The organism is Ruegeria sp. AF8, from assembly GCF_056541825.1.
On sequence record NZ_JBQFYW010000018.1, the window covers coordinates 1 to 13,053 of the forward strand.

Below are 13,053 nucleotides of genomic sequence, written 5' to 3' on the forward strand. Positions count from 1 at the left end.
TCGACATCTTCACATTGGCGAGATCAACTCCGCTCCCGTCCGCCTTCACGCGAACCTTCACGTTATAGTCAATCACGCGCTTGACAGGCACAAGTACCTTCATCGCGTTCTCCTTTTGTTAACTTGGTTTGGTTTGTACAAGCGAGGAGCGCCCGGATACCGTTTCGTACCAGGCGGAAAGCTGTGGACGGTCGGAACGCCAATCCCCGATCGGCAGGCGGAAATCGAGATAACCCAACGCGCAGGCAAGACCGATGGAGGCGGCGTCAAAACCGGGTTCCAGCGCGTCGGAGACATGCGCCTCGAACCAGTCAAGGGCGCGAGTGATCCTGTCTTGTTGCCCGTCGAGCCAAGGCTGGGACACCTGATCTTCGGGCCGGACACGCCGTTCATAAACGCAAAGTAACGCGGCCTCGATCACGCCTTCGGCAAGGCTTTCGACCGTGAGGCGGTCGAATTCGGCATCGCCGTCCGTGTAAAGGCGCGTCGCGTCGCTCAGGCTGTCGATGAAGCGTAAGATCGCGCGGCTGTCATACACGACCCGGCCATCAGCGCGAACCAGGCAGGGCAGTTTGCCCAGAGGGTTGTGCGCGGCCAGATCGGAGTTGGTATCAATCGGAGAAGTCGCGACCTCAACCTCTTCTATGAGGTTCTCGACTCCTTTTTCCAGCACTGCCACTCTGACTTTGCGGGCAAAAGGCGAGGCGGGAGAATAATACAATCGGTTCATGAAGCGGTTTCCTGATTCAGCGTGGCTGTGGGTGGCAGGATGCTATCCAGTTTTTCCGCAGGCACCAGCCCGCTCTTGGCCGCCACCTCGCGGATCGACCGGCCGGTAGCCAAGGCCTGTTTGGCAATGCGGGCCGAGGCATCATACCCAAGCAGCGGTACGAGCGCGGTTGCAAGAACCAGACTGTTGTCCAGCAAAGCAGCGCAGCGTCCGCCTTGATCCCCTGCACACATTTTTTTCGGTCAGTACGTTTATGCCTCTGATCAGGATATTGAGGGATTTCAGAAGATTGCAGGCAACGACCGGTTCCATCGCGTTCAGTTGCAATTGCCCGGCCTCGGCGGCCATTGTCACCACAAGATCATTGCCGATAACCTGATAACAGACCTGGTTGACCACCTCGGGGATGACCGGGTTCACCTTGCCGGGCATGATCGATGAACCGGCCTGCACTACCGGCAGAATGATCTCGCCCAAGCCCGCGCGCGGGTCGGAAGACAACAGCCGCAGATCGTTGCAGATCTTGGAAAGCTTGACGGCCACCCGTTTGAGGATGCCCGAGAAAGTCACGAAACCGCCCAGATCGGAAGAGGCTTCGATCAGGTCGCAGGCCTGTTTCAGATCGAATCCCGAAAGCTCTGCCAGATGGGCAGCCGCACGTTCGTCATATCCGTCCTCGGCATTGACCCGCGTTCCGATGGCGGTACCGCCGAGGTTGATCTCGGTCAGCAACCGACCGATTTCACGAATATGGTCAATATCTTCGCCCACGGTAACGGCGAAAGACCTGAATTCCGCCCCAAGAGACATCGGAACCGCATCCTGCAACTGCGTCCGTCCCACCTTGGCAATATCGGCGAAAGTCGAGGCGCGGTCTTCCAATGAAGACTGAAGTCGGGCCAGTGCGCCGCACAACGGATCTACATGCGACAACACCGCCAGCCGCACCGCTGTCGGATAAACATCATTGGTGGATTGGCCGTGGTTCACGTCATCGTTGGGGTGAAGATGCGCATAATCGCCCGGTGCATGTCCAAGCTTTTTAAGCGCAAGATTGGCGATAATCTCGTTCGCATTCATGTTGGTCGAGGTGCCAGCACCGCCCTGGATCATGTCGACGACAAAATGTGCGTGATGCCACCCGCAAGCCAAGCCAGCTTTTGGGCGGGCAGCAGCAGCGCGTCGCGCTGGCTCGCGCCCTGGCGCCGAAACCCAAGGTTCTGCTGTTGGACGATCCCCTGTCGGCGCTGGACTTGAAGCTGCGAAAGGCGATGCAGCTGGAACTCAAGCAGCTGCAGCGCGAAACCTGGATTACTTTTATCTTCGTCACCCACGATCAGGAAGAAGCTCTGACGATGTCCGATCGTATTGCGGTGATCTCGGCAGGCGAGTTGCAGCAGCTGGGTTCGCCGACGGATATCTATGAGCGTCCGCGCAACATGTTCGTGGCGGATTTCATCGGTGAAATAAACCTGTTGGACGTGTCGGTCGACGAAATCAGGAACGGCCGTGCGATTTGCCATCTGGGTGGCGGGTACGAGTTGACATGCGATCAGGTTGAGAGTGTCGGGGTGGGTTCAAAAGTCCACATGTCGGTTCGGCCCGAACGGCTGTACAGTCTGACAAACCCGTCCAAAGCGAAAGCCAGAAGGGACGCGTCAAGGAAAACATCTTTGTCGGAACCGACATCACCACGATTGTGGACCTGCCGGACGGCCCCGATTTCGTCGTGCACACGTCGAATTCGGATCGCGGCAACAAGCGGATCTTCGAACCCGGCACCGAGATGTTTGTCAACATGGAGCTGGGGATAGCGCGCCTCCTGATGGGCTGATGGCTGCGGGTGCTGCAGAGGTGGTTCCGCGACAACCGACATCTATAGTGAGGCCCGGACCTGGCTGTTGCCGCCTGCCTGGGTCGTTCCAGCCATTCTGGTTCTGGCTCCTGTTTTCATGATGCTGATCTACTCTTTCCTGACGAAAGAGTTTCGCGGAGGTGTGATCTGGGAGTTCAACCTGGCGGCCTATGACCAGTTCTTCTTTGACCGCGGCCTGTTCGGGGATGACCCGGCCAAGATCGAATGGACCTATCTCCTGATCTTCTGGCGTTCGATCTGGCAGGCCGGAGCGGCGACGATCCTGTCGCTGGCGATCGCCTTTCCGACCGCCTGTTTCATCGCCACGCGGGCCGAAAGCGTGCGCCCGATGTGGGTGTTCCTGATCACCATTCCCTATTGGGTCAACCTGCTGATCCGCACCGTTTCGATGAAGTTTCTTCTGCGCGATTAGGGCCCGCTGAATGACTTCCTGATCAATATCGGCCTGATCGACTGCCCGCTTCAGATCGTCAATACGAATTTCGCGGTGCAGTTGGGGCTGTCCTACTCCTATCTGCCATTCATGGTATGGACAACGCTGCGCCGGGTATTGCTGCGTGCGGTCAAGCCGGGCGTCATCGCGGGCTGTATCCTTGGCTTCGTGCCGTCGATGGGCTCGTTCCTTGCGCCTGACCTGCTGGGAGGGGCCAAGAACTTCATGATCGGTTCGCTGATCGAGGAACAGTTCAAGGGTAACGCGGGCAACTGGCCCTTTGGTGCGGCGGCATCGATGATCCTGATGAGTATGGTTCTTCCTGCTGATGTTCTATGCGCGTCGGCAATCCAAAGCCGAGAAAGCGGAGGGCTAAGTCAAAAACCCGCAAAGTTCGACATCCAGGCCTTTCCCGGTTCAAACCGATCACCGTTCTGTATCTGATCATTCTCTATGCGCCGCTGTTGGGTGTGACAATCTAAAGCTTCAACGCCTCGCAATCGCTGACAAACTGGGAGGGCATCTCGCTGCACTGGTACGCGGATGTCTTTACCGGCCCGGAAAACGACAAGTTCAAGGCTGCGGCACTCAACAGCGTTATCATTGCGATCATCGCGGCCAGCGTGTCGACAAGCATTGCCACGCTGGCGGCGACCCGCATGGTGCGTGGCGGCAAGTTCAAACTGCGTGCGCTTTCCTTTGGCCTGATCAGCATGCCGTTGATGGTGCCGGAGATTATCTCGGGTTTCCTGTTGGCGTTCATCGTCAGCCTGGATGACTTCATTATCACCAACTTCGTCAAGGCACGGGTGTCGAAACCCTGCCGACGGGGATCTTCGGGTCGGTCAAGCAGGGGATCAAACCAAACATCATGGCGATTTCGACCATGCTGCTGAGCGTGTCCATCATCATGGTCACAATCAGCTATTTCGTCGGCGAACCCGACAACACCAAATAACCGACAGATGGAGAAGACAATGAAACATTTGATGAAATACGCGGTTGCCGCACTGGCCCTGATACTCGGTGCGAATGCAGCCGCCAAAGGCAATCTGGTTCTGTACCACTGGTTCGAATACATGCCGCAAGAGGTGCTGGACAAGTTCGCCGAGGAAACCGGCATTGAGGTGGCCATGGACACCTACGATTCCAACGAGTCGATGCTGGCCTCGCTGCACCTGGGTATCCCGCAGTGCTCGACTGATCGCGAACTGCTGTAGGCACTGAACGAATTGCTGCAAAACGGCAAGCAGCACTGGACCTCGTTCAATTGGGACACCGCCAAGGAAGTTCTGGTGTCAGGCGATGCGGCTGCAGGTCAGATCTATGACGGCTTTACCGCCAAGGCCCGCGAGGAAGGCGCCAACGTGGAATATGCCTATCCGACCCAGGGCTATGTAGCGTGGATGGACAATGTGGTGCTGCTGAAGAACGCGCCCAATCGCGACAATGTGGTGAAATTTGTGGACTTCCTGTTTGAGCGGGAAAATATCGCCACAGTCACCAACTTTGCGCAATATAATGCCGGCATTAACGGCATCGAGGAGTTTCTCGACCCGGCGCTGGCCCAACAGCCCGAGAAAAACCCCCACGCAAATGCGGGTCCGGGCGTCTTTATCGAGGCCTGCAACGAAGAAACTCAGGCCGTTTACGACCAGATCTGGACCAATCAAAAAATAACCACTCCCCGTTCCAGGTTCCTATTGGAACATACTCCCCTCGACGCGAATATTCCGTCGGGGGAATATTTTTGTCCGGGCTATGATTCTGCAGGTCGCCGCACCGGATCAATCAGGCGCGCCGACATAGGTGTGCAGCATGACCAATTGCCGTTCGATGATGAGGTGCAGCCCGCGACAGGTGTTTCCGCGAAAGTTTTTGACGGCGACGACAGGTATCGCTCGGCCTGACCGGGATAAATCTGCAGCCCCTGGGAGGTACGTTCGGCGATTTTGTCCGACAGGACGTTGTCGGCCACCGAGCCCGGCACGGCTGTTTTATTCGGTCTGGATCACTTGCCCTGTGTGTGCATCTCGCGCTTGCGGTCGCGGGTACGTTTTGTGGCCTCTTCACTGCCATCGTGATAGGTGCCAAACCACTTGTCCCAAGGCATCTCGGCATTGCCATAGTTGCATTCATAATAGCGGTGGTGCAACTGGTGGAAGAACGCCCCGAGCAGCAACGCCTGGCGATCCCTGGCCCAGATCGCCTCGTATCCCGAATGGGACGAGGCCGCGCCCAGCATCAGCCAATAACCCAGGAACAGCATGTGTACCGGGTGACTGGGAAGGATCAGCACGATGAGGATGGCACTTGTATAGCCGAACGCCTCGACCGGATGCATCGACATTCCGGACCAGGGGCCGGGATTGACGTTGCGGTGGTGCACGGCGTGGACATGATTGTAGATAAACGGCTGGTGCAGAAACAGGTGCACCACATAGAAATGGAAGCTTTGCCAGATCGCCAGGACCGGGAACAGCAAAACAAACCAGATGGGATGCGCGGCAAAGCCGAGCGTGCCGATGAAATTGCTGGCATAGGCCAGACGCAGGATGCATTCGAAGATCGACAGGGACGTCGCGCCGAACACCATGGAGTAATAGATATTGTCCCAGGTCTGATAGCCGAACTTGTACAGTGCGTTCTTACGTTTCATATAGGGGCGCGGGTCGTATTTCAGCAGCTTGCCCTGCCCGTCGATGCCGTAGAACCAGTGATGCAACCCGCCCGCCACGATCAGCAGAAACACCCAGTTTCGGATGAACACCCAAGCCATCCAGCCAAATGCGAGGCTGGCCTGATCCGGCCCCACAGGTTGCAGCCAGAAGGCTACCACGAACGCCAACGCCAGATAAATCGAGCGGTCCGAGAATTGCAGGTAGTTCTCACAGATCCATTTGGCCAGCACGCCGAATTTGGGCGGCCAGAGCCAATAGGGGGCGTACTTCACCGGAAGCTCGGGGTGCCAGTACCATTCGCGGCTCATCGGTCCGGGATCGGTCAGAGTGGTGTTTGTGTCGTTCGGGTTGGTGTCTGCCGTCGTCATGTCATGCCTATTCCCGATTTCGTGCCGGTCTCAAGAAAGCCTGGCCGGCGGGCAACAGGCGTTCAGGCCCTTCATGCACTCGGTTTACAGCTTGGCGCGCATACCGGCCGTATCGCAACGGTCGGGTTGCGGGTTGCTGGGACACCACCATTTGTGAAATTCTGCTTCACGGCCCCCGCGCCCGCCTTATTCGGCAGCCTTGAGTTCGGAGCCTTGCGGGATCACCTCGTAACCGGGTTCTTCCGGCTCATCGTCCAGCATTTCCGGCGGGAAGCCCGGCGCGCGGATGTCAAGGCCGGTGGCCTCCTCCAAACGGCGGATGATGTTGGGACTCAGCTCGCGATCCCCGTAACGCTGGATTGCGTCATCGAATATCTTGATCATCAGCGGGTTCATTTCCAGCGGCACGCCAGCGCGGTCGGCGACCTCCTGAAACAGGCCGATATCTTTTTTCACCAGGTCCATGGTGAACGAGATATCGCGCGACCCATTCAGAATCACCTGGCTTTCGGTTTCGTGCACGAAGGATGTGCCCGAACTAATCTTGATCGCTTCATAGGTGGTGTTCAGATCCATACCCGCTGCCTTGGCGGTCACCAGTGCCTCGGCACAGGTGATCAGGTTGGCGGTGGCCAGGTAGTTGGTGACAACCTTCAGAACCGACGCCGAGCCCAGATCGCCGGTATGCAGAATGCGGCGGCCCATGGTTTTCAGGAACGGCGCAATCCGGTCGAACGTAGCCCGGTCGCAGCCCGCGAAAATCGAGATATTGCCGGTTGCCGCCCGGTGGCAGCCGCCCGATACGGGGCAATCCACCGCCGCGCCGCCCGCTTCCATCACCAGGGCCCCAAGGCGTTTGACCTCTGCCTCGTCGGTGGTGGACATCTCCATCCAGATTTTGCCTTCGGTCACCTCAGGCAGCATCTGCTGCATCACTGCGTCCGAAGCGGCGGGCGATGGCAGGCAGGTGATGACCGCATCGCAGTCACGCATCAGCTGCGCCGGGCCATCGGCCTTCTTCGCGCCACGGCTGACGAAGTCCGCCACCAGTTCTTCGTTCAGGTCATGCACCGTCAGATCAATGCCGTTGCGCAGCAGTGATCCTGACAGCTTGCCGCCCACATTTCCAAGACCAATAAATCCGACTTTCATCTGCACGTTCCTTTACCAGGCCCCCGCCCGCCGGTGCGGAGATTTTGATCCACAGAAACGATTAACGAGTATTGATCGAAAAAGTAAAATGAATAAAAAGAGCCGATATCATCAAAAATTTTTGGTTCTGGCATGTCCAAATCTCCCAATCTGGTGTGGCTTCGGTCGTTTGAATGCGCGGCTCGACACATGAGTTTCACCACTGCAGCCAAAGAGCTTGGAATTACCCAAACAGCGCTAAGCCTGCATGTCAGGTCGTTGGAAGCCGACCTGGGGTGCAAATTGTTCACCCGGGCTGCGCGCAATCTCAGCTTGACTGAGGTCGGGCAAGCCTACGCTTATTCCATCCGCCGCGCCCTGGGAGAAATCGATCTTTCGACAACCAGCCTGTTCGGGTCCACGCATTTGCAAGAACTGACCGTGCGGCTGCCGATTTCCTCGGCGACACTGTACCTTGCTCACAGATTGCCGGATTTCGTTCAAAGCCATCCCGATGTTTCAATTCGGTTGGTCTCCAACATCTGGGCTGAATCGGCAGGTCGCGAAAACGTTGATGTCGAATTGCGATTTGGCTTTGGCGACTGGAGCGACGTACCCGCCAGAAAAATTTCTGAAGAGAGAATCGTACCCATTGCCGCCAAGTCCCGAGGCCAGCACGGCCTTGCAATCGAGGATCTGCGCAAGGGTCCGCTGATACAGATCCTGGGTTTTCAGGACATGTGGCGAAAATACCTTTCGGCGTTTGGCGTCGAAGACACCGGCGAACCCCCCCCTTACGCAGTCGACACGACGATTGCGGCAGTGGATATTTCGGCCGCCGGTGGGGGATATGCGGTGATCCTCGAAAGATTTGCGAAAACAGCGATCGAGACGGGAAAATCAATCGCAATCGTCGGAGATGCAGTTCCGATCGATCAGGGGCATTTCCTTGTCGGCATGTCAGCATCAGGTTCAAACGGGGCCGCGAAACAGCTTTTCGAGAACTGGGTCGAAAGGGCATTCGAGTAGGGCGAACAATCCCGAGAACGAACGCGGCGGTTGGAGATCCAAGGCGAGTTCGGGATATCGGAGACAGGTCGTTCTTGCCGGTGCGAACAGGAAACATCGGCCGAAGAATTCAAACCGGCCCGCTACCCCCTTAAATTGCCAATTTGACTTGTCACTTGCTGTCCGATGTCGCGACGCCCATCCAGTCAACCGGTGGCGGTTCCGCCTGGAAAGCGGCGGCACGTCTTATCATGAGTGCGGAGGCCGGATCACCGCCGCGTGCTTTCTCGGCCGCATCAAATGCCAAAACCGCTTTGTCAAAACACCTGTTTCGATAGTGTGCCAGCCCTTCTTCGTAGGCCACGATCCAGTCACGAGAACCTTCGAAGTCGTCGGCCATTGCTATCAGTTCGAAGATGACGAGCCCTTCGGTGCGACCGAACACCGCGAGCGTGTCGAGTTCCCTGACGACAACTGTGTCGCCAGCCTCACGCCGTGTTGCCTGACCGATCAGGATGGAGGTGCCATACTCCTTGTTGGCGCCTTCCAGGCGGCTGGCAACGTTCACGACATCACCGATCGCCGTGTAGTTCAGCCGCTGTTCGGAGCCTATGTTGCCAACCAGCGCCTCGCCGCTGTTCAACCCGAGCCGAACATGCAATGGGTGACCCGTGTCGTCCCTTATATTCGTCGCCGCAACGGCATCGACGAGATCCAGCGCCGCGCGGCATGCGTTTTCGGCATGGCTGGAATCCAGACGTGGCGCCCCCCAAAATGCCATCACGGCATCGCCCATGAATTTGTCGATCGTGCCGTCATGACGGTCGATGGCAGATGCCGCGGCGCTGAAAAAGGGTTCCATCAGTTGAACGATCTTCGGGCCGAGCTTCTCGGACAGCCCCGTGAAACCGGCGACGTCGCAAAACAGGACGGAAATCTGCTTCACTTCTCCGCCGGGTTGCGTGTGGATGCCTTCGGCAACCAGCATTCGAACAAGATCGGCGGGAACGTATTTGCGAAAAGCCGAAAGACCCGCAGCCATGTTCGCCGTCGCAGCGGAAAGGTTCGCGAGCTCCGACAAATTGGAGGGCCGGCGTTCAATCTGTTCGATGTCGAAGCGTTCGACTTTGTTCAGGTCCTCGACAATGCGCGCCAAGGGGTTCGAGACGACCCGCCGAACCAGCCAGATCGCGAATCCGGTTGCCGCGATCACAACACCGACCAACACGTAAATCAGGTTCATCAAGGTCCTGTCGAACCCTGACAGGAATGCCGATTCCGGAATAACCGTGGCAACGCGCCAGCCGTAAAAACCCAGCGGTGTAAGTGCAACTGCGTAGGGAACGCCATCGTTGACAATTCTGGTCGTGGAATTTGCCGGTGTGCGCGTGGCAGATTTTCCCAGCAACGTCTCTCCCGACAATTTGGCGACCTCATAAAGATCGCCTTCGCCCATGCGCGCCGGCGTGACCTCATCGGCATTCGGGTCCGGAACGGCAATCACCTCGCCATCCGCGTCCAGAATAAAGGCTGCGCCGAACTCACCCGGTCGCAATGTACCAAGAAAACGCGATAGCCGGTCGGTTTCGATGACGACCGCCAGCACACCCTGTCGTCTGCGGTTCACGTCAATAGGTCCGGCAAAAGCATAAGCTGACTTCTGGCTGCCCGGCAAATCGCGAATTCCGATCCAATCCGGCGTGTCGCGCCCGATGAAATTCCGGAACCAGGCATGATCACGCGGGTCATATGTTGTTGGCGTAAAGTTTCGCTCTTCGAACTGGATGTCGCCCGGGATGAAGATGTACCGGTCGGCGCGCTGCATCCGATTTTGGATTTCGTCGTCAATTTCAATCATCTCAAGGCCGCTGTCGCCAAGGCGGTGAGCGCTGAAAAAATCTCCGTCGGGCCAGCCGAACATGATCCAGGATATGTTGGGTTGGGCCTGCAACTGGGACAGGAAAACAAACTCGCGCTTGTCGGCCTGCCGTGTCGTAATGACGTTTTGCAAAAAAGTAGTCCGTACGGCGGCCCAAGCTGCTTCTGCCGATTGGAGTGTCAGTCCGACTTCGGTTCGAACGGTGTTGGCGATCTGGCTGTTGATCTCGGCCGCAAGCATGCGGCTGTTTTCGCGCGCTGTCGTCCACCACAGTGAATGGACAACGAAAGTCGACATGCCAATCGAAAGGGCAACGAGCATTGTCACGGCGATCCCGACGCTGACGCGCATAGTCACTCCCAACGGCGGTAATCGCCAGCCTCAACAGCTTAATTTGTCAATTGGCCAATTGGAACCTCGTTGCTGTACCCGTTGATTTCACACCAAATCAACTAACAGTGCCATTCTGTGTTCAGTCCCGAATGGCAAGAGTTGTCTGCAGGTTTGAAATCATTGAACTGGGCGGCGGCAATTTCGGGCACACCAACGCTCAAGAGATCCAACCTGACGATCTCTGACGGCGCCCTTCCGTCGCCGTGGTGGTTTCGGAATCCTCACCGACAGCGAACATGGCCGCAGGAACGGTCAAACAAATTGGCGCAGCCGCACCGCCAGCCTACTGTGCCTTTGGCAGCAGCGCGCCAAGGGTCTCCGCCAGTTTCCCGATCATCTCGTCAATATGCGCGTCGTCGATGATGAAGGGCGGGGCCAGCAGGATGTGGTCGCCTACCCGCCCGTCGCGCGTTCCGCCCATGGGATAACAGATCAACCCGTTGGCCAGCGCGGTTTTCTTGATCCGCGCCGCCAGTCCCTCTGACGGGTCAAAGGGTTTCCGGCTGTCGCGATCCTCGACGATTTCGATGCCGCGGAACAGCCCGCGCCCGCGGATATCGCCAATATGGGGATGCTGGCCAAAGGCGGTTTCCAGCGCAGATTGCAGCCTGCCACCCATCGCGCCCGCACGCGAAGGCAGGTTGCGTTCGACCAGTTCGCGCACCACTGCCAGCGCCGCCGCCGTGGCGACTGGGTGGCCCAGATAGGTGTGACCGTGCTGGAAAAAACCCGACCCGTTTTCAATCGCTTGATAGATCGCCTTGCTGCACAACATCGCGCCAATCGGCTGATAGCCCGCGCCCAGACCCTTGGCGATGCACAGGATGTCGGGGGCGATCTCGTCATGATCGCAGGCAAACAGATGCCCGGTACGGCCCATGCCGCACATGACCTCATCCAGGATCAGCAGCACGCCGTGTTGATCGCAGATCTCGCGGATACGCTTGAAATACCCCTCAACGGCGGGCACAGCGCCCAGGGTCGCACCCACCACAGGCTCGGCCATGAAGGCCATCACGGTGTCGGGGCCAAGACGCAGGATTTCGGCCTCAAGCTCGTTGGCGACACGCTGACCGTAGTCAAAGCTGCTTTCGCCATCCGCCTTGCCGGCATATTCATAGCAGGGCGCGATATGGCTCATCTCGACCAGCAGCGGGGCGAACTTGGCGCGCCGCCATTCATTACCGCCGGCGGACAGGGCGCCCAGCGTGTTGCCATGATAGCTCTGCTTGCGGGCGATGACTCGGTGGCGCTCGGGTTGGCCGATTTCGAGGAAATACTGGCGTGCCAGCTTGATGGCGCTTTCCGTCGCCTCGGACCCGCCCGAAACGAAATACCCCCGGTCCAGATCTCCCGGCGCATGTTGGATCAGAAGATCGGCCAGCGCCTCGGCGGGTTGCGAGGTCATGAACCCGGAATGGGCAAAGGCGATCTGCGCGACCTGATCCTGCACCGCCTTGATTACCGCGGTATCGGAATGGCCAAGGCAGGACACGGCAGCATCGCCGAAATCCAGGTAGCGCTTGCCTTCGGTGTCGATCAGATACGGCCCGTCACCGCCCGCCGCGACAGGCAGATGCGACTTGGTGTGGCGCGGAAAGACATGGCTCATTCGGTGTTTCCTTTCAGTCTGGCCACCAACGCGACGACCGAGGTGGCATTGTCAGCCCATGGGGTACCGTCCGCCTGGGCCATGCTGTTTTCAAATCCGACACGTACATCACCGCCCTGCCGGGCGGCATGGACAAGGCAGTCATGTTCTTGTGGTCCAAAGGCACAGACCATCCAGGCGCATTTTTGATTTCCGGGTGTGGCGAATGCGGCCAGATCGGTCGGTGTGGCCCGTTGCCCGGTGCTATAGCGCCCCAGCACCAGCAGACGGTCGCTCTGGTCGATGCGAACGGTGCCGTCCGCCTGCCAGTTGTCCAGCAGCACCTCGTCATCCGCATCATAAAGGATATGCTGCACGCGGGTGCCCTGATCGGCGCAGGCGCCGTAAATCCGGTCGGCAAGTGCCGGATCGCGGTTGATCTCGCGCGCCGATATCGAGGCCCAGCCCGGTGCGACCTGCTGCAGGCAGGTCAGCTGGGCCGCAACGTCGAAACGCCCACCGGCCTCGGTCGTGATCTGTACCTCAAGGTCGGGAACAACGCGCGCCAGTTCAGCAAGGGTTTCCCGGTACCGGCCCGGATCCAACGAATGCACACCGTTTTGGTCGCGGACATGCAGATGAATGCCATCGGCCCCCGCTGCGAAACAAGCCTGTGCTGCGGCAACGATTCCGCCCGTGGTTACGGGCAGCGCGGGATGATCCTGCGGAGTTTTGCTGGCTCCGGTCGTGGACACCAGAACATAAGGCAGTGGCATCGGATCACCCTTTCATGCGAGAGCCAGCCGGTTCTCAGGCGCAGTCAAAATTGCATTCTGGCAACAAAACGCTGGCCCGCGATGGGCAACCCTACCGCAGCTCCGGCGGCATTTTCCAGACGCTCATGCACAAGCGCCACAAGTTTGGCAATACGATAGCCGAAGTTGGCCGAGGTTTTCGGGCCAC

At 58.3% G+C, this 13,053-nt stretch carries 13 protein-coding genes and 3 pseudogenes; 5 read left to right on the plus strand and 11 right to left on the minus strand.

Annotated elements, in window-relative coordinates:
* From ACR0AO_RS20415 to ACR0AO_RS20430, 4 genes and pseudogenes are all read right to left on the minus strand, one after another.
* A pseudogene (locus ACR0AO_RS20415) lies at nucleotides 1–103 on the minus strand (electron transfer flavoprotein subunit beta/FixA family protein); the annotation flags it as partial.
* Between the two features lie 15 nt (nucleotides 104–118).
* Nucleotides 119–730, minus strand: a complete 612-nt coding sequence (locus tag ACR0AO_RS20420) for a glutathione S-transferase family protein (protein ID WP_480607803.1) — start codon at nucleotides 728–730, stop codon at nucleotides 119–121.
* A complete protein-coding gene (locus tag ACR0AO_RS20425) occupies nucleotides 727–963 on the minus strand; it encodes a hypothetical protein (protein ID WP_480607806.1) in 237 nt (78 codons plus the stop codon). The genes ACR0AO_RS20420 and ACR0AO_RS20425 overlap by 4 nt, the downstream gene beginning before the upstream one ends.
* Nucleotides 872–1,843 carry a lyase family protein gene (locus ACR0AO_RS20430; protein WP_480607808.1) on the minus strand — a complete coding sequence of 324 codons (972 nt, stop codon included), beginning with the start codon at nucleotides 1,841–1,843 and terminating at the stop codon, nucleotides 872–874. Before ACR0AO_RS20430 ends, ACR0AO_RS20425 begins: the two co-directional genes overlap by 92 nt.
* A gap of 23 nt (nucleotides 1,844–1,866) precedes the next feature.
* On the opposite strand from ACR0AO_RS20430, the pseudogene ACR0AO_RS20435 reads away from it, so the two are divergent.
* The 3 genes and pseudogenes from ACR0AO_RS20435 to ACR0AO_RS20445 form a co-directional block, all read left to right on the plus strand.
* Nucleotides 1,867–2,564, plus strand: a pseudogene (locus tag ACR0AO_RS20435) (ABC transporter ATP-binding protein); the annotation flags it as partial.
* A 67-nt stretch (nucleotides 2,565–2,631) separates the two neighbouring features.
* Nucleotides 2,632–3,018 carry a hypothetical protein gene (locus ACR0AO_RS20440; protein ID WP_480607811.1) on the plus strand — a complete coding sequence of 129 codons (387 nt, stop codon included), beginning with the start codon at nucleotides 2,632–2,634 and terminating at the stop codon, nucleotides 3,016–3,018.
* A gap of 111 nt (nucleotides 3,019–3,129) precedes the next feature.
* Nucleotides 3,130–3,483: an ABC transporter permease subunit gene (locus tag ACR0AO_RS20445; RefSeq protein ID WP_480607813.1), complete on the plus strand. Its 354-nt coding sequence runs from the start codon at nucleotides 3,130–3,132 to the stop codon at nucleotides 3,481–3,483.
* A gap of 34 nt (nucleotides 3,484–3,517) precedes the next feature.
* On the opposite strand, the gene ACR0AO_RS20450 is transcribed toward ACR0AO_RS20445, so the two are convergent.
* Nucleotides 3,518–3,823, minus strand: a complete 306-nt coding sequence (locus tag ACR0AO_RS20450) for a hypothetical protein (protein WP_480607816.1) — start codon at nucleotides 3,821–3,823, stop codon at nucleotides 3,518–3,520.
* Nucleotides 3,824–4,016: 193 nt separating this feature from the next.
* Here ACR0AO_RS20450 and ACR0AO_RS20455 point away from each other — a divergent pair.
* Nucleotides 4,017–4,715 (plus strand): annotated as a pseudogene (locus ACR0AO_RS20455) (extracellular solute-binding protein); the annotation flags it as partial.
* Nucleotides 4,716–5,050: 335 nt separating this feature from the next.
* On the opposite strand, the gene ACR0AO_RS20460 reads toward ACR0AO_RS20455, so the two are convergent.
* The 3 genes from ACR0AO_RS20460 to ACR0AO_RS20470 all read right to left on the minus strand — a co-directional run bounded on the left by ACR0AO_RS20460 (nucleotide 5,051) and on the right by ACR0AO_RS20470 (nucleotide 7,374).
* Nucleotides 5,051–6,088 (minus strand): sterol desaturase family protein, encoded by a 1,038-nt coding sequence (locus ACR0AO_RS20460; protein ID WP_480607819.1) that lies wholly within the window; start codon nucleotides 6,086–6,088, stop codon nucleotides 5,051–5,053.
* A 186-nt stretch (nucleotides 6,089–6,274) separates the two neighbouring features.
* Nucleotides 6,275–7,240, minus strand: a complete 966-nt coding sequence (locus ACR0AO_RS20465; protein WP_480607822.1) for an NAD(P)-dependent oxidoreductase — start codon at nucleotides 7,238–7,240, stop codon at nucleotides 6,275–6,277.
* The gene (locus ACR0AO_RS20470; protein WP_480607825.1) at nucleotides 7,237–7,374 is read right to left on the minus strand and encodes a hypothetical protein; all 138 of its coding nucleotides are present in this window, start codon (nucleotides 7,372–7,374) and stop codon (nucleotides 7,237–7,239) included. Before ACR0AO_RS20470 ends, ACR0AO_RS20465 begins: the two co-directional genes overlap by 4 nt.
* On the opposite strand from ACR0AO_RS20470, the gene ACR0AO_RS20475 reads away from it, so the two are divergent.
* Entirely contained in the window at nucleotides 7,373–8,248 is an 876-nt protein-coding gene (locus ACR0AO_RS20475) for a LysR family transcriptional regulator (protein ID WP_480607827.1), read from the plus strand. The two genes, ACR0AO_RS20470 and ACR0AO_RS20475, sit on opposite strands and share 2 nt — an antisense overlap.
* A gap of 151 nt (nucleotides 8,249–8,399) precedes the next feature.
* On the opposite strand, the gene ACR0AO_RS20480 is transcribed toward ACR0AO_RS20475, so the two are convergent.
* The 3 genes from ACR0AO_RS20480 to ACR0AO_RS20490 form a co-directional block, all read right to left on the minus strand.
* Nucleotides 8,400–10,457, minus strand: coding sequence for an adenylate/guanylate cyclase domain-containing protein (locus tag ACR0AO_RS20480; RefSeq protein WP_480607831.1), 2,058 nt, complete (start codon nucleotides 10,455–10,457; stop codon nucleotides 8,400–8,402).
* A 325-nt stretch (nucleotides 10,458–10,782) separates the two neighbouring features.
* Nucleotides 10,783–12,111 (minus strand): aspartate aminotransferase family protein, encoded by a 1,329-nt coding sequence (locus ACR0AO_RS20485; RefSeq protein ID WP_480607833.1) that lies wholly within the window; start codon nucleotides 12,109–12,111, stop codon nucleotides 10,783–10,785.
* Nucleotides 12,108–12,866: a 3-keto-5-aminohexanoate cleavage protein gene (locus tag ACR0AO_RS20490; RefSeq protein WP_480607836.1), complete on the minus strand. Its 759-nt coding sequence runs from the start codon at nucleotides 12,864–12,866 to the stop codon at nucleotides 12,108–12,110. Before ACR0AO_RS20490 ends, ACR0AO_RS20485 begins: the two co-directional genes overlap by 4 nt.
* Nucleotides 12,867–13,053: the final 187 nt, after the last annotated feature.